A 14380-nucleotide genomic window follows, 5' to 3' on the forward strand; every position below is an offset into this window, starting at 1 on the left:
CGGGCCGCCGTCACGTCGTGTAGGGCTCACTGGTTGGATGTGGTCATTACGACCCCATTCTGATCCAGGAGCCACGCATGCGCCGTCGTCACCACCCGCGCCCCCAGCGCCGACGCTGGGCCGGCCTGCTCGCGGTGGTGGCGACGGCGCCGGCGCTGGCGGCCTGCGGCGGTGGGCTCAGCGAGCAGGGCTCGGCGGGCGACTCGGGGGGCTCCGGCACCGAGCTCCGGGTGGCCCTGGGCGGCGAGCCCGATGACGGCTTCGACCCCACCCTGGGCTGGGGGCGCTACGGCTCCCCGCTGTTCCAGTCGACGCTGCTGCGCCGCGACGCGGACCTCGGGCTCGTGCCCGAGCTCGCCACCGACTACCGGGTCAGCGAGGACGGGCTGACCTGGACCGTGGACCTGCGCGACGACGCCGTGTTCACCGACGGGGAGCCGGTGAGCGCCGCCGACGTGGCCTACACGTTCAACACCGCCGCCGAGCAGGGCGGCCTCACCGACGTGACGGCGCTGCGCACCGCCGAGGTCGTCGACGCCGACACGGTCGCCCTACACCTCGACGAGCCGCGCAGCGCGTTCGTGAACCGGCTGGCGTCGCTGGGGATCGTGCCCGAGCACGCCCACGGCACGGGCTACGCCGCCGACCCGGTGGGCTCCGGGCCGTTCCGGCTGGTCTCCTGGCAGCGCGGTCAGCAGCTCGTCGTCGAGCGCAACGACGACTACTACGGCGACCTGCCGCACTTCGAACGGATCACCTTCGTGTTCACCGACGAGGACGCGACCCTGGCGATGGCGCGCTCCGGCGAGCTGGAGCTGGCCTCGGTGGCCTCGTCGCTGGCGACGAGCCCGGTGCCGGGGATGCGGGTCGAGGCGGTGCCGTCGGTGGACAACCGCGGGATCGCGTTCCCCACCGTCCGCGACACCGGACGCCGCTCGCCGGCCGGCGCGCCGATCGGCAACGACGTCACCGCCGACGTCGCGGTACGCCGCGCGGTCAACGTCGCGGTCGACCGGGAGGCGCTGGTCGACGGCGTCCTGGAGGGGTACGGCGCCCCGGCCGCCGGACCGGCCGACCACCTGCCGTGGGCCAACCCCGACGCCGTCATCGAGGACGCCGACGCCGCGGGCGCCGCCGCGATCCTGCAGGAGGCGGGCTGGGTCGACGCCGACGGCGACGGGGTGCGCGAGAAGGCGGGCGTGCCGGCGAGCTTCACGCTGCTCTACCCGGCCGGGGACTCGCTGCGCCAAGGCCTGGCGCTCAGCGTCGTCGACATGGTGGCCGAGGCGGGGATCGAGGTGCGCGCCGAGGGCGCCAGCTGGGAGGAGATCTACCAGCGGCTGCACTCCGACGCGGTGATGTTCGGCTGGGGCAGCCACGACCCGACCGAGATGTACAACCTCTACCACTCCAGCCGGGCCGGGGTGGAGCTCTACAACCCCGGCTACTACGCCAGCGAGACGGTCGACGGCCACCTCGACGCGGCGATGCGCGCCACCGACCAGGAGGCGGCCACCGAGCACTGGCGGGCCGCGCAGCTCGACGAGGCCGGCGACGGCTTCACCGCGCCCGGCGACGCCGCGTGGGCCTGGCTGGTCAACCTCGAGCACACCTACTACGTCGACGAGTGCCTGGACCTGGGCGAGCTCCAGGTCGAGCCGCACGGACACGGCTGGCCGATCACGGCAGGCATCGCGCAGTGGCGCCGCACCTGCTGAGCGAGGACGGCGCGCCGTCGCGACGACGAGGCCGCCGTCGGGCGCTGCTGCGCGCCGTCCGCCTGCTCTCGCTGCTGGCGGCGGTGGCGGTCGGCTCCTTCCTGCTGCTGCTCGGCTCCCCGGTCGACCCGGTCGACGCCTACGTAGGCGCCGACGTGGCCGCCGTGGGACCCGAGCAGCGCGCCCAGATCGAGGAGCGCTGGGGCCTGGACCGGCCGCCGATCGAGCGGCTCGCGGACTGGGGAGGCCGGCTGCTGCAGGGCGACCTGGGCCACTCCCAGATCTACGACGCGCCGGTCACCGCGGTGATCGCCGACCGCTTCGCGGCCAGCCTGAGCCTGATGGCCCTGGCCTGGCTGTTCTCGGGGGTGATCGGGTTCTCGCTCGGGCTGCTGGCCGGGATGAGGTCGGGGAGCCGGCTGGACCGGGCCCTGACCTGGGTGGCCTACCTGCTGGCGTCGGCGCCGACGTTCTGGGTGGCACTGGTGCTGCTCTACGTGTTCTCGGTGTCGCTGCAGTGGACTCCGGTGTGCTGCGCGGCCCCGGTCGGCATGCTGCCCGGTGAGGCCGGGCTGCTGGACCGGCTGCACCACCTGCTGCTCCCGGCGCTGACGCTGAGCGTGGTCGGCATCTCGCCCGTGCTGCTGCACACCCGTGAGGCGACCCTGGAGGTGCTGCGCAGCGACTACGTGCGGTTCGCGCGCGCCCAGGGCGAGCGCGGCTGGGGGCTGACCATCCACCGGGTGCTGCGCAACGCCGCCGGCCCGGCGCTGATGCTGCAGTTCAGCTCGGTGGGCGAGCTGTTCGGCGGCTCCCTGCTGGCCGAGCAGGTCTTCACCTATCCCGGGCTCGGTGAGGCGACCACGGCGGCCGCGCTGCGCCAGGACGTGCCGCTGCTGCTGGGGATCGCGCTGTTCACCGCGTTGTTCGTCTTCGCCGGCAACGCGCTGGGCGACCTCGCCCACCGGGCCGTGGACCCGCGCCTGCGCGCCGAGGCGCTCCGATGAGCACGGCGACGCTGCAGGCGGCGCCCGGCGCTCGCCGTACCCGTCTGGTGGCCGGCGCCGCCTTCGGCGCCGTGGTGGTGGCGGTGGTGCTGGTCGGGGCCGCGCTCACCGCCGACCAGGCCGGTCTCACCCACCTGGCCTCGCGCAACCAGGGGCCCTCGCTGGAGTACTGGTTCGGCACCGACCGGCTGGGCCGCGACCTGTTCGCCCGGGTTCTGTCCGGGCTGCGGCTGAGCCTGGTCGTCGGCACGGTGGCGGCCCTGATGTCCGGGGCCATCGCGCTGCTGCTGGCCTGCGTGGCCACCGCGGGCGGCGCGTGGGGCCGGGCGGTCGTGGACTGGCTGGTCGACCTGTTCCTGGCGCTGCCGCACCTGGTCCTGCTGATCCTGGTCTCCTTCACCCTCGGCGGGGGCACCACCGGGGTCGTGCTGGCGATCGGCCTGACGCACTGGCCGCGGCTGACCCGGGTGCTGGCGTCGGTGGGCCACGAGATCGTGCGCGCCGACTACGTCGGGGTCTCCCGCGCGCTGGGGCACGGCCGGCTGCACGTGGCGCGCCGCCACGTCCTGCCGCACCTGCTGCCGCACCTGCTGGTCGGCGTGGTGCTGATGTTCCCGCACGCGATCCTGCACGAGGCGGCGCTGTCGTTCCTCGGCCTCGGCGTCGACCCCGGCGAGCCCGCGGTCGGCGTCCTGCTGGCGGAGTCGATGCGCTCGCTGTCCGCGGGGCACTGGTGGCTGGCGGTGCTGCCGGGGGCCTGCCTGCTGCTGCTCGTGCGCGGGATCGACGTCGTCGGCGACGCCGTCCGCGCCCTCATCGACCCGTACAGCCGCCATGAGTGAGGGGAAGTCCGTGAGGAGTGACTCGCCGATGCTCGAGGTGGAGGACCTGCGCGTCGGGTTCGTCCAGTACGAGCGCGGGCTGCGGCGCCGTACCGTCGAGGTGCTCACCGGGATGGACCTGCGCGTGGGCGCCGGGGAGCTGGTCGCCGTGGTCGGGGCCAGCGGGGCCGGCAAGAGCCTGCTCGCCCATGCCGTGCTCGGCCTGCTGCCGGCGAACGCGGTCGAGCAGGGCGTGGTGCGCATCCGCGGCGAGGCCGTCGACCCCGAGGCCCGCCGCCGGCTGGCCGGACGCGGGGTGGGGCTGTTGCCGCAGTCCCTGTCGCACCTCGACCCGACCGCGAGCGTGGGCGCGCAGGTACGGCGTGCGGCGCGCCTGGCCGGGTCCTCGGACCCGCGCCGCGACGCCCGGACGGCCCTGGCCGCGCGCGGGCTGGGCGCGGAGGTGGAGCGGCGCCGACCGCACGAGCTGTCGGGCGGGATGGCCCGACGGGTGCTCACCGCGATCGCGCTGCTGGGGCGCCCCGCGCTGCTGGTGGCCGACGAGCCGACCCCCGGGCTGCCCCAGACGCAGGTGCGCGAGACCCTCGCCGAGCTGCGTGCGGTGGCCGATGACGGGGCGGGCGTCGTGCTGATCACCCACGACCTGCGCAACGGCCTCGCGGTGGCCGACCGGGTGGTGGTCTGCGTGGCCGGGCGCACCGTGGACGTGGTCGACCCGGAGCGCTTCGTCGGCGGCGGAGAGCTGCTGGAGCATCCGTGGACCCGGGCGATGTGGCGGGCCCTTCCCGGCAACGGGTTCCTGGTCGAGGGAGCGCTCAGTGCTGCACGGTGAGGGACTACACGGTGAGGGGCTGTGGCTGCGGCACCGCCTGCGCGGCCCGTGGGTCCTGCGCGACGCGCAGGTGTCGGTCGGGGCCGGCGAGGTGGTCGGCATCCAGGGCCCCAGCGGCTGCGGGAAGACCACGCTGGCCCGCGTCCTGGCGGGTCTTGCGCGGCCCGGCCGCGGCGCGGTGAGCGTGGACGGGGAGCCGCTGCCGGCCCGCGGGCTGCAGCCGGTGCAGCTGGTGCAGCAGCACCCGGAGCGGGCGATGAACCCGCGCTGGCGGATCGGTGAGGTGCTCGCCGAGGCCGGGGGAGGGCCCGGGGTGGTCGAGGGGCTCGTGGAGGAGGACTGGCTCGAACGGCATCCGCACGAGCTCAGCGGTGGCGAGCTGCAGCGCGTCAACCTGGCCCGGGCGCTGCGCACGGATCCGCGCTACCTGGTCCTGGACGAGATCTCGAGCAGCCTGGACCCGCTGGCCCAGGCGGACCTGTGGCGGGGCGTCGCCGACACGGTGCGGACCCGGGGGGTCGGGGTGCTGGTGATCTCCCACGACGGACCCCTGCTCGCGGAGGTGTGCGACCGGGTGCTGGCCTTCGGCGCCGTCCAGGGCGGCGCCGCGCCGGCCGATGCCTACTTGGGCTCGTAGACCCGCAGCGTGACGCCGTCGCGCTCCTCGGTGCGGTCGGTGGCGACGTAGGTGACCGAGCCGCCGCCGACGTCCTCGTAGGACAGCGTGGCGTCGGGCCTCGCGACGTACGCCGGCTCACCGTCGCCGGGGCCGCCGTGGAGCAGTGCGTTGGGAGTCTCGGTGGTCATCGCCCCACCGTAGCCCGATGAGTTCGCCGCGTCGCTCGGGTCGTTAGCCGACAGGGAGGACCACCGAGCGAAGGAGAGCGGCGATGACGAGCGTCACGGCCAGCATGTTCACCGCCCTGGACGGAGGCGTGGACCCGGGGATCGGCAACTGGCACTTCCCCTACTTCAACGACGAGATGGGCGAGGCGGTGGGCGGCACCCACGAAGCCGACGTGATGCTGTTCGGGCGGGTGACCTACGACAGCTTCGCCGGCGCCTGGCCAGTCCGCGAGGAGGCGGGGGACGAGGACGCGCCGTTCGCCAAGCAGCTCGGCGACGTGCGCAAGATCGTCGCGTCGCGCAGCCCGCTGGAGTTCAGCTGGCGCAACTCCGAGCAGCTCCAGGGGGACCTGCTCGAGACGGTGGCGGCGTTGAAGAGCGACCCGGAGATCGGCCGGGTCGTGCTGAGCGGCTCGGTGTCGGTGGTGCGCCAGCTGATCGACGCCGGCCTCCTCGACGAGCTGCACCTGTTCCTGCACCCCGCGACGGCCGGCTCCGGGCTGCGGCTCTTCGAGGACGGCGGCCCGGAGCGCCACCTGCGGCTGATCTCGGCCCAGCCCTTCCAGACCGGGGTGGTGCACCTGGCCTACGCCCCCTCCTCCCCGGCGCCGACCGGCGGGGCCGCGGACACTCGCTGAGGTACGCCGCGTTCAGCCGCCGTTCAGCCGGTCTGCGCAAGAATGGCTGCTCCCGACCCCGGAGGCAGACATGCGCGTACTCGTCGTCGACGACGAGAAGCGGCTCGCCCGATCCCTGAAGGTGGGCCTGGAGGCCGAGGGCTTCTCGGTCGACGTCGCTCACGACGGCACCGACGGTCTGTGGCTGGCGCGGGAGAACACCTACGACGCGATCGTGCTCGACCTGATGCTGCCGGGGATCAACGGCTACAAGGTCTGCGAGACGCTGCGCGCGGAGAAGGACTGGACCCCGATCCTGATGCTCACCGCGAAGGACGGCGAGTGGGACCAGGTGGAGGGGCTCGACACCGGGGCCGACGACTACCTCACCAAGCCGTTCTCGTTCCCGGTGCTCGTCGCGCGGCTGCGCGCGGTGGCCCGCCGTGGCGCGCGCGAGCGGCCCACCCTGCTCGAGGTCGGCGACATCCGGATCGACCCGGCGGCCCGGCGGGTCTGGCGCGGCGACGTCGAGGTGGAGCTGACTGCACGCGAGTTCTCGATGCTCGCGTTCCTGGCCCGGCACAAGGGCGACGTGGTCTCGAAGCGACAGATCCTCGAGGCCGTCTGGGACCTCGACTTCGAGGGCGACCCCAACATCGTCGAGGTCTACATCCGCCACCTGCGCAACAAGATCGACCGTCCGTTCGGCCGGGCGGCGATCCAGACGCTGCGCGGGGCGGGCTACCGGCTGGGCACCGACGGTGGCTGAGCGCCGCGGCAGCCGCGCGTCGGTGCGGCTGCGCACGACCGCGGCGGCCGTGCTGGTGGTGGCGATCGCCCTGGGCATCGCGGCCCTCACCCTGGTGGTGCTGGTTCGGGAGTCGCTGCGCGACGGGCTGGAGTCGAGCGCCGAGCAGCGCGCCTCCGCGCTGGTCGAGGAGATCGAGCGGGCCGGGCTGCCGGACGCGCCGGTCGGCGACGACGGTGCGCCGAACGACCGCGAGGACCGCGACGACCGCGATGAGCAGGACGAGCCGGACGAGCCGGACGAGCTCATCTGGCAGGTGATCGACGAGTCCGGGCGCGTGGTGCGCGGCTCCGAGCCCCTCGAGGAGCCGCTGCCGGTCGACGACGCCGACGGGATCCGGCTGCCGGGGGCCGACCACCGCTACGTCGTGGTCGCCGACGACGCCTCGAACGGCGAGCGCGACTACGACGTAGCCGTTGCGGTGTCGTTGGAGGACGTCGAGGACTCCACCGACGCGCTGATCACGCCGCTGCTCGTCGGGCTGCCGCTGGTCCTGCTGCTGGTGGGCGGTACGACGTGGGTGGTGGCCACCCGGGCGCTGGCACCGGTCGAGCGGATCCGCCGCGAGGTGGAGCAGATCACCGGGGACCGCCTGGACCTGCGGGTGCCCGTGCCGCGTTCCAGCGACGAGATCCACCGGCTGGCGGCGACCATGAACCAGATGCTCGGGCGCCTCGAGGACTCCCATGACCGCCAGCAGCAGTTCGTCGCCGACGCCTCCCACGAGCTGCGCTCGCCGCTGGCGAGCATCCGCCAGACCGCCGAGGTCGCCCACGCCCACCCCGGCGCCCTCCCCGAGGGAGAGCTCGCCGAAGCCGTCCTCGAGGAGTCCGAGCGCATGCAGCACCTCATCGAGCAGCTGCTGGTGCTCACGCGTACCGGCTCGGGTGCGGCCGCTCGCGCTCCCCAAGACGTCGACCTCGACGACCTGGCCCTGGCCGAGGCCCGGCGTGCGGTCCGGGCGGACCTGGCGGTCGACACCTCCGGCGTCGGCGCCGGCCGGGTCCGCGGTGACGACACCGGGCTGGCGCAGGTGGTGCGCAACCTCGTCGACAACGCCGTACGGCATGCGCGCTCCAGACTGGCGCTCTCGGTCACGGAGCAGGACGGCGAGGTGCTGCTGGTCGTCGACGACGACGGGCCCGGCATCGCCCCCGACCAGCGCGAGCGCGTCTTCGAGCGTTTCGTGCGTCTGGACGAGGCGCGCGCCCGCGACGCCGGGGGCAGCGGCCTCGGCCTCGCGATCGTGCGCGCGATCGTCACCGCGCACGGCGGGTCGGTCGGCGTCGGGACGTCCCCGCTGGGCGGGGCGCGCTTCGTCGTACGGCTGCCGGCCAGCGGTGGCACGGCAACCTGAAAGCGCGTTCAGGCGCGTTCAGGTGGGCTTCAGCGACCCCGTTGCACGCTTGGTACAGCAAGTCAGCAACCCCTGAGAACGCGAAGAGAGGCCCTCCATGGACACCGCCAAGCTCCGCCGCAAGCGGGTCGTCATCCCCACCATCGCCACCGTCGCCGTCCTCGGCGTCGGCGCCACGGTCTGGACCGCGACCGCCGACCAGAAGGTCGAGGGCAGCGAGCGCGACCGGGTCAGCGCCGCGGCTGTGGAGGCCGTGGGTGGTGGCACCGTGATCGACGTCGAGAAGAGCGACGACGCCGGTGAGGCCTACGAGGTCGAGGTCCGCCTCGACGACGGCACCACGACCGACGTCACCCTCGACGAGAACCTCGACGTCGTCAGCCAGGACGTCGACGACCGCGACGACCGCGACGACCGCGGAGACCGCGGAGACCGCGACGACCGCGGAGACCGCGACGACCGTGGAGACCGCGACGACCGTGGAGACCGCGACGACCGCGACGACCGAGGCCGGATCGACGAGCGCGATGACGACCGCGACCGCCGTGACGACGACCGGGTGCTCACCGACAGCGAGTTCGCCTCGGCCGAGAGGGCCGCGCTCAGCGCGGTCGGCGGCGGGAAGGTGATCCGGGTGGAGGCCAGCGACGACGGAGTTCAGGCCTACGAGGTCGAGGTCCTCGACAGCGACAACACCGAGTGGGACGTGGACCTGGACGCCAGCTTCAAGGTGCTCGACAAGACCCGCGACAACTGACCGGGAGGCCGGGGCGCGCCTCGCCTGTGGTGAGGGCGCGTCCCGGCCACGGTCTCGGGAGGAGAGACGTGAGCAAAGTCAAGGGGGCCGCCACGTCGACGGCGCACGAGCCGACCCGGCCGAGGAGGCCCGGGGGCAGCCCCGTGGTGATCCTGTTGATGGCGATCGTGCTCGTACCGGCGATCATGCTCGCCGACACCTTCGATGCCGGCCCCGCAGCCATCATCGGCGGCCTGGTCGCTCTGTTCTCCCTGATCGCCTTCATGGGCGGCCCCCTGCGCGCCGACCTGCGTACGGCTGCGCTGATGGTGCCGCTTCTGCTGCTCGGGGCCATCGTCCCGCGGCTACTGACCGATGTCTGGCGACCAGCCGCGATCGCGCTCGTCGTGGTGATCTGCTTCGTGGCCGCCCTGCTCCCCAGGCTGGGGCCGCGCTTCGAGCATGCCGGCCTGGGCCTCGCGATGACCACGCTGTACGCCTACGCCTACGCGACCCACGGGGCGACGGACCACCGGCAGGTGATCGCGGCCGCGGTGGCCGGCGTCGTCGTGGCGCTCCTGCTGCGGGTCGTCCTCGGCATCTCCGATCCCTCCAAGCCGACCCGCGACCAGGTCGCCGACGTCCTCGTCGCCGACGATGCGGCCGCGGCCACTGCGACCGCCATCGACACCTGGCTCAGCGACGGCCGACAGCGCTGGTTGGCCACCGCCCTCGAGGGAGCCTCGCGATACCGCCTGGCGCTGCGCGCCGGCGAGGTCACCGGGTCTGCTCGCCCGGAGGAGGCCGCAACCCTCCGCCACCGGGCGGCGGACCTCGCCGACCGGCTGCGCGACAAGCACGCCCCCGACGCCGACGCCGCCCCCGGCGTCACGGCCGGTGTCTCGACGGGCCCCACCACCGTCGAGTCGCTGGGCCAGGCCGCGGCGGCGCTCGACACCGTGGCGCAGGCGGTCCGCAAGCGGGATACGACTGCCGTCGTGCTCGACCGTGGCAGCCGGCACGAGCTCCGCGACGCGGTCCTGCACCCGTCCGCCCGGCTGCGCTCGATCCAGGTGCGGCATGCGCTCCGGACTGCCTTCGGGCTGCTGGTCATGCTGGTCCTCACGGCAAGCCTCGGCCCGGGAGACCCCCTGGTCGCCACGGTGCTCCTGACCACCTTCACGATCCTCCAGGCGAGCTGGCGCGACACCCTCGGCAAGGCGAGATCCAAGATCATCGGCCTGGTGTGCGGGGCGGCTGCCGTTGCCGTGATCCTGCTGGTCGTGCCAGAGCGGTACCTCACCGCGATCGCCGCCGTGTCGCTTGCCCTCGGACTCTGGTACATCACCACCCGGCCCGCGCTGGGCAGCGCCTTCATGGTGGTCGTCAGTGTGGGCATCAACGCCGCCAGCCGTCACCTCGACGCCGGGGACCTGCTCGTCCAGTACGTCGTCCTGACCGCCTGCGCCGTGGTGGTCGGGGTGGTCCTCGGCTTCATCGTCGTACCGGCGTTCCGGCCGGCGCCGTTGCGTGAGCGGGTCGTGTCGGCGACCGAGGCGACCGAGGCCGTGCTGCGCGCCGCCGGGCACGGGGCCACGTCATCGGTTCCCGAGTTCGTCGCGCTGCAACGCGACGCCGCGCAGAAGCAGGACGAGCTGGTTCCGGATCGCGACCACCTCGATGATCGACAGCTCGCCGAGCTCGATCGTCTCCGCTCCGGGTTGCGTGACCTCAGCACTCTCGTCAACACCGCCACCCTGGACCGCGCGTCGCTGACGGGGGCCGCCACGTTGCTCCAGGCAGCCGATGGGGCAGCCGACGGGGCAGCCGCCGGTCCGGCGCAGCTCCCGGCCACGAACGGCGCCACCTCCTCCACACTCTGGGGCCTCGTCGAGCAGACCGGCGCCGCCGAGCGCCGCCTGCTGCGCACGCTGCCGTCGACCGGCTGACGGGCGCGATCCGCCAGCGCCCGGAGGGCGGGGACAACGCTGTCTCCTGGGCGTAGCGTGTGAGGGCATGGCCATCGCGCGACTTCCCAGCATCGTCATCGACTGTCCCGGTCGTTCCAGAAAGGTGGAGGACTACAGCCCTCCGCGCTGGCCGGAGCAGGAGGCGCCACAGCAGATGCACCTCGACGTCCTCGTCGATGACCTGGACGCCGGTGAGGCCGCCGTGCTGGAGCTGGGCGCGACCAGGCACGAGCACCAGCCGGGGGAGTCGTTCCGGGTCTTCCTCGACCCGGCCGGCCACCCGTTCTGCCTCTGCATCGGGTAGCCCGCACCGATCAGGGTCCTGCGCCGCGGCTAGGCGGGCACCCGGGTGTACGCCGCGTCGGGGACCAGCCGCTCGAGGGCCTGGGCGACCTCGGCGGGTGCCTCGAGGTGGGGTGAGTGACCGACCCCCGACAGCAGGCGGACCCGCCAACCCGGCTGGAGCGAGCGCAGCTGGCGCAGCCCCGAGGGCTTGACGACCCGATCCAGGAGCCCGTGCACCACGCAGACCGGTGCCTGCACCTGGGTGAGCGCGTCCCGGTAGCGGCTGCCCTCGGTGACCAGGATCCCGACCGACCGAGCCGCGTGGATGAACGACTCGAGCGGCTCCTCGCCGTTGTCGTAGGCCTCCTGCAGCTCGCTGGCCAGCGTCTCGGCGAGGGCTCCGGCGACCTCCGGGAGCTTCTCGATCGAGGCACAGGTGAGCCGCAGCCGGCTCCACACGTGCTCCTCCAACGTCTGGCGCGCCCTCCGCCGCTGCAGCGCGATCAGGCCGAGCCGGGGCCACAGGCACAGCGCCACGTGCGGCAGCACCGCCGGGCTGACGAAGCCCACCCCCTGGCGCGGCAGCGGCGGGGCGAGCAGCAGCAGGCCCTCCACGGACTCGGGTGCCGCTGCCGCGGTGAGCAGCGAGACCGCGGCGCCCATCGAGTGGCCGACCAGCGTGACCGGGCCCAGGTCGAGCTGGGCGATCACCTCCTCCAGCACGGCCGCCGCGTGGAGGACCGAGACCGGTCGCCCGGTGGTGGGGGAGCGGCCGTGCCCGGGCAGGTCGACCGCCAGGACCCGGTACGCCGGCAGCGCGTCGGCGAGGGCCCGCCAGCCGGCCGCCGAACCGGCGAGACCGTGCACGCAGAGCACGACCGGCGCCTCGGCCGGCCCGCCGAAGTCGGCGATGTGCACCGGCCCGTCGACGTCGACGAAGAGTGACTCCTGGACAGCACCCACGGCGACCCCCCGGTCTCAGGCAGCAGGCCGTGGGCTCCGCCGGTTGTTGGACTGTGCAGGTACCCCGCTGAGTCCGCCGCAAACCGCCGGATCCGGGGACCGTGGTTCTACGCTGGACATCCGTCCCGGCCCCACCTGTGGAGGTTGCTCGAATGCGTGCACGTGCAGGGGTCTGGGGCGCCGCGGTCGCCGTCGTCGTCCTGCTCGCGGGCTGCACCGCCGACGAGCCGGAGCCGAGCTCACGAGAGGCCGAGACGTCCCCGTCGGCGGTGGACCCGACAGCGGAGCCCGGCGCGAGCACCGGCGCGCCCGCTCCCACGCCCGAGGTCCGGCCCGTCTCGGTGCCGGGGTTGGCCGAGCAGCGGCACCAGGGAGATCGGCTGCGACTGGGCCGGGTGCGTGAGCGCACCGGCGACTACACGTCGTACGACGTGAGCTATCGCAGCCGCTCGACCACGCCGCAGGGCGAGGAGTCCTACACGATCTCGGGGGTGCTGAACGTGCCCACCGGGCCCGGCGAGTTCCCGGCGGTGGTGTTGGCGCACGGCTACATCGACCCGGCCGTCTACGAGCGCGGCCAGGGGATGACCCGCGAGCGTGGCTACCTGGCCTCGCGCGGTTACATCGCCCTGCACGTGGACTACCGCGGGCACGCCGAGTCCGACGACGACCGGCGTTCGCTGGCACGGCTGCGGCTGGGCTACAGCGCCGACGTGATCAACGCGGTCAAGGCGCTGCGCGACTCACCCGAGGTGCCGGTCGACGATGAGCGGGTCGCGCTGTTCGGACGCTCGATGGGCGGCGGGGTGGTGCTGAAGTCGCTGGTCGCCGAGCCGGGGCTGGTGCAGGCCGCCGCGCTGTGGGCCTCGGTCTCCTCGCTCGAGGGGGAGAACTACGAGCAGTTCATCGCCCCGGACCCCGGCGACTCCGCGCGCCGCGCGCAGCTGACCAGCCGCTACGGAACCCCGGCGCAGAACCCACGCGCCTGGCGGGAGAACTCCTCGCGGCCCTACTTCGACCGGATCACCGAGCCGGTGCTGATGGTGCACGGGCGCTACGACGACACCTGCCCGCCGCGCTGGGCCACCGCGACCCAGCGGGCCCTCTCGGCCGCGGGGGTGCGCTCGCAGCTGGAGTGGTACGACGACGGACACGCCTTCGGCCCGGCGTTCCTCGCGGCGATGGATCGGACGGTGCGGTTCCTCGACAGCCGGATGGGCGCGTCGTGAGGCCCGGGGCGGCTCTCGCCGGGCTCGCCGGGTTCGCGGCCGCGGGGCTGCTGGCGGGCTGCTCGAGCGCCGGGCCCTCCCCGGAGGGGGCACGGGCGGCGCCGGCAGCGCCTTCGTCGTCGGCGCCTACACCGCCTGCCTCAGCCCCGGAGCCGGTGCCGGAGCCGACACCCGAGCCGCGGCGCTCTCTGCTCGGCATCCCGGCGATCGGGCTCGGCTGGACACCGGTGGTCCGCTATGTCGGCAGCCCGGACGACGGACCGGGCACCCGGATCCAGAACGGCGGGCCGATGGCGTCCCCCCGCGGCCGGCGCGGCGGCGTCGGGCCCGGCGAGGTCGGCAACTTCATCGTCACCGGACACCGCACCTCGCACACGGCGCCGTTCCGCGACCTGCCCGACGTGGGCGTGGGGGACCGGGTGCGGGTCCGCTCCGGAGAGCACCTCTTCGTCTACCGGATTACCCAGACCCGGTCCACGTCGTTCCGCTCGCCGCGCTCGCTCGCCGCGCAGTCGGCGCCCGTCCCGGGCCGACCCGGCGCCGAGGCGACCCGGGCGATGATCACGCTGTCCACGTGCGCGACCGCCGAGGACCACGCGGTCGGCAACTACTGGTCGGACCGCTTCGACAATCCCGAGCACCGCATCGACAAGGTCGGCGTGCTGGTCTCGAGGCGCGACGTCCGCTGAGGCGTGCGGTCAGTCCAGACAGAACTCGTTGCCCTCGGGATCGGTCATCACCAGATGGCCGGCGCCCATCGGCGGTGCCGGCTCCTCACGGCGCACCCGGGTCGCGCCCAGCGACACCAGCCGGGAGCACTCGCCCTCCAGCGCGGCCATCCGCTCCTCGCCCTCGAGCCCGGGAGCGGCGCGCACGTCGAGGTGGACGCGGTTCTTGGCGACCTTGTCCTCGGGCACCTGCTGGAAGAACAGTCGGGGGCCGTGCCCGGACGGATCCTCGATGGCCGAGCGCGTGTTGCGCTGGTCCTCGGGCACGCCGAGCCTGGCCAGGAGCTCCTCCCAGGCGGCCAGCGGGTCGGCGCCCTCGGGGAGGTCGACCCCGGGCGGCCCGGGGTGGACGTAGCCCAGCGTGTCGCGCCAGAAGGTGGAGAGCGCGCGCGGGTCGTGGGCGTCGAAGGTGATCTGGACTTGGCGGCTGGTGGTCATGGTT

16 protein-coding genes are annotated in these 14380 nt (G+C 73.9%); 13 read left to right on the forward strand and 3 right to left on the reverse strand.

Going from position 1 to position 14380, the window contains the following annotated elements; translation table 11 throughout:
* Positions 1 to 77 precede the first annotated feature (77 nt).
* Genes AC6EH9_RS16505 through AC6EH9_RS16525 form a run of 5 tightly spaced genes read left to right on the forward strand, consistent with a single transcriptional unit; the run spans position 78 to position 5036 of the window.
* Positions 78 to 1718, forward strand: coding sequence for an ABC transporter substrate-binding protein (locus AC6EH9_RS16505; RefSeq protein WP_498424605.1), 1641 nt, complete (start codon positions 78 to 80; stop codon positions 1716 to 1718).
* A complete protein-coding gene (locus AC6EH9_RS16510; protein WP_498424606.1) occupies positions 1700 to 2725 on the forward strand; it encodes an ABC transporter permease in 1026 nt (341 codons plus the stop codon). The genes AC6EH9_RS16505 and AC6EH9_RS16510 overlap by 19 nt, the downstream gene beginning before the upstream one ends.
* Positions 2722 to 3567, forward strand: coding sequence for an ABC transporter permease (locus AC6EH9_RS16515; RefSeq protein ID WP_498424607.1), 846 nt, complete (start codon positions 2722 to 2724; stop codon positions 3565 to 3567). Before AC6EH9_RS16510 ends, AC6EH9_RS16515 begins: the two co-directional genes overlap by 4 nt.
* Before the next feature lie 10 nt (positions 3568 to 3577).
* On the forward strand, positions 3578 to 4399 hold the full coding sequence (locus tag AC6EH9_RS16520) for an ATP-binding cassette domain-containing protein (protein ID WP_498424609.1): 822 nt from the start codon (positions 3578 to 3580) through the stop codon (positions 4397 to 4399).
* On the forward strand, positions 4386 to 5036 hold the full coding sequence (locus AC6EH9_RS16525) for an ABC transporter ATP-binding protein (protein ID WP_498424611.1): 651 nt from the start codon (positions 4386 to 4388) through the stop codon (positions 5034 to 5036). Before AC6EH9_RS16520 ends, AC6EH9_RS16525 begins: the two co-directional genes overlap by 14 nt.
* Here the strand turns inward: AC6EH9_RS16525 and AC6EH9_RS16530 are convergent.
* Positions 5021 to 5206 carry a hypothetical protein gene (locus tag AC6EH9_RS16530; RefSeq protein WP_498424612.1) on the reverse strand — a complete coding sequence of 62 codons (186 nt, stop codon included), beginning with the start codon at positions 5204 to 5206 and terminating at the stop codon, positions 5021 to 5023. The two genes, AC6EH9_RS16525 and AC6EH9_RS16530, sit on opposite strands and share 16 nt — an antisense overlap.
* An 83-nt stretch (positions 5207 to 5289) precedes the next feature.
* On the opposite strand from AC6EH9_RS16530, the gene AC6EH9_RS16535 reads away from it, so the two are divergent.
* The 6 genes from AC6EH9_RS16535 to AC6EH9_RS16560 all read left to right on the forward strand — a co-directional run bounded on the left by AC6EH9_RS16535 (position 5290) and on the right by AC6EH9_RS16560 (position 11037).
* Positions 5290 to 5883: a dihydrofolate reductase family protein gene (locus tag AC6EH9_RS16535; RefSeq protein ID WP_498424613.1), complete on the forward strand. Its 594-nt coding sequence runs from the start codon at positions 5290 to 5292 to the stop codon at positions 5881 to 5883.
* 70 nt (positions 5884 to 5953) lie between these two features.
* Entirely contained in the window at positions 5954 to 6631 is a 678-nt protein-coding gene (locus tag AC6EH9_RS16540; RefSeq protein ID WP_498424614.1) for a response regulator transcription factor, read from the forward strand.
* Complete coding sequence (locus AC6EH9_RS16545; protein ID WP_498424616.1) at positions 6624 to 8027, forward strand: sensor histidine kinase; 1404 nt, start codon at positions 6624 to 6626, stop codon at positions 8025 to 8027. Before AC6EH9_RS16540 ends, AC6EH9_RS16545 begins: the two co-directional genes overlap by 8 nt.
* 97 nt (positions 8028 to 8124) lie before the next feature.
* Positions 8125 to 8784, forward strand: coding sequence for a PepSY domain-containing protein (locus AC6EH9_RS16550; RefSeq protein ID WP_498424618.1), 660 nt, complete (start codon positions 8125 to 8127; stop codon positions 8782 to 8784).
* Between the two features lie 68 nt (positions 8785 to 8852).
* Positions 8853 to 10712 carry an FUSC family protein gene (locus tag AC6EH9_RS16555; RefSeq protein ID WP_498424620.1) on the forward strand — a complete coding sequence of 620 codons (1860 nt, stop codon included), beginning with the start codon at positions 8853 to 8855 and terminating at the stop codon, positions 10710 to 10712.
* 67 nt (positions 10713 to 10779) lie between these two features.
* The gene (locus AC6EH9_RS16560; RefSeq protein ID WP_498424622.1) at positions 10780 to 11037 is read left to right on the forward strand and encodes a VOC family protein; all 258 of its coding nucleotides are present in this window, start codon (positions 10780 to 10782) and stop codon (positions 11035 to 11037) included.
* A gap of 29 nt (positions 11038 to 11066) precedes the next feature.
* On the opposite strand, the gene AC6EH9_RS16565 is transcribed toward AC6EH9_RS16560, so the two are convergent.
* Positions 11067 to 11981 carry an alpha/beta fold hydrolase gene (locus AC6EH9_RS16565; RefSeq protein WP_498424623.1) on the reverse strand — a complete coding sequence of 305 codons (915 nt, stop codon included), beginning with the start codon at positions 11979 to 11981 and terminating at the stop codon, positions 11067 to 11069.
* A 152-nt stretch (positions 11982 to 12133) separates the two neighbouring features.
* Here AC6EH9_RS16565 and AC6EH9_RS16570 point away from each other — a divergent pair, with 152 nt between their 5' ends.
* Entirely contained in the window at positions 12134 to 13210 is a 1077-nt protein-coding gene (locus AC6EH9_RS16570; protein WP_498424625.1) for an alpha/beta hydrolase family protein, read from the forward strand.
* 155 nt (positions 13211 to 13365) lie between these two features.
* Complete coding sequence (locus AC6EH9_RS16575) at positions 13366 to 13899, forward strand: class E sortase (protein WP_498424627.1); 534 nt, start codon at positions 13366 to 13368, stop codon at positions 13897 to 13899.
* A gap of 9 nt (positions 13900 to 13908) precedes the next feature.
* On the opposite strand, the gene AC6EH9_RS16580 is transcribed toward AC6EH9_RS16575, so the two are convergent.
* Positions 13909 to 14376, reverse strand: coding sequence for a VOC family protein (locus tag AC6EH9_RS16580; protein ID WP_498424629.1), 468 nt, complete (start codon positions 14374 to 14376; stop codon positions 13909 to 13911).
* Between the last annotated feature and the right edge of the window lie 4 nt (positions 14377 to 14380).

It is taken from the genome of Nocardioides sp. Z21_20, from assembly GCF_059766585.1.

What these genes read in the sequence shown, in the direction of transcription:
- AC6EH9_RS16515 (WP_498424607.1), top strand. Translation starts at nt 2,722, where the DNA reads ATGAGCACGGCGACGCTGCAGGCGGCGCCCGGCGCTCGCCGTACCCGT.
- AC6EH9_RS16570 (WP_498424625.1), top strand. Translation starts at nt 12,134, where the DNA reads ATGCGTGCACGTGCAGGGGTCTGGGGCGCCGCGGTCGCCGTCGTCGTC.
- AC6EH9_RS16535 (WP_498424613.1), top strand. Translation starts at nt 5,290, where the DNA reads ATGACGAGCGTCACGGCCAGCATGTTCACCGCCCTGGACGGAGGCGTG.
- AC6EH9_RS16560 (WP_498424622.1), top strand. Translation starts at nt 10,780, where the DNA reads ATGGCCATCGCGCGACTTCCCAGCATCGTCATCGACTGTCCCGGTCGT.
- AC6EH9_RS16580 (WP_498424629.1), bottom strand. Translation starts at nt 14,376, where the DNA reads ATGACCACCAGCCGCCAAGTCCAGATCACCTTCGACGCCCACGACCCG.
- AC6EH9_RS16530 (WP_498424612.1), bottom strand. Translation starts at nt 5,206, where the DNA reads ATGACCACCGAGACTCCCAACGCACTGCTCCACGGCGGCCCCGGCGAC.
- AC6EH9_RS16540 (WP_498424614.1), top strand. Translation starts at nt 5,954, where the DNA reads ATGCGCGTACTCGTCGTCGACGACGAGAAGCGGCTCGCCCGATCCCTG.
- AC6EH9_RS16550 (WP_498424618.1), top strand. Translation starts at nt 8,125, where the DNA reads ATGGACACCGCCAAGCTCCGCCGCAAGCGGGTCGTCATCCCCACCATC.
- AC6EH9_RS16505 (WP_498424605.1), top strand. Translation starts at nt 78, where the DNA reads ATGCGCCGTCGTCACCACCCGCGCCCCCAGCGCCGACGCTGGGCCGGC.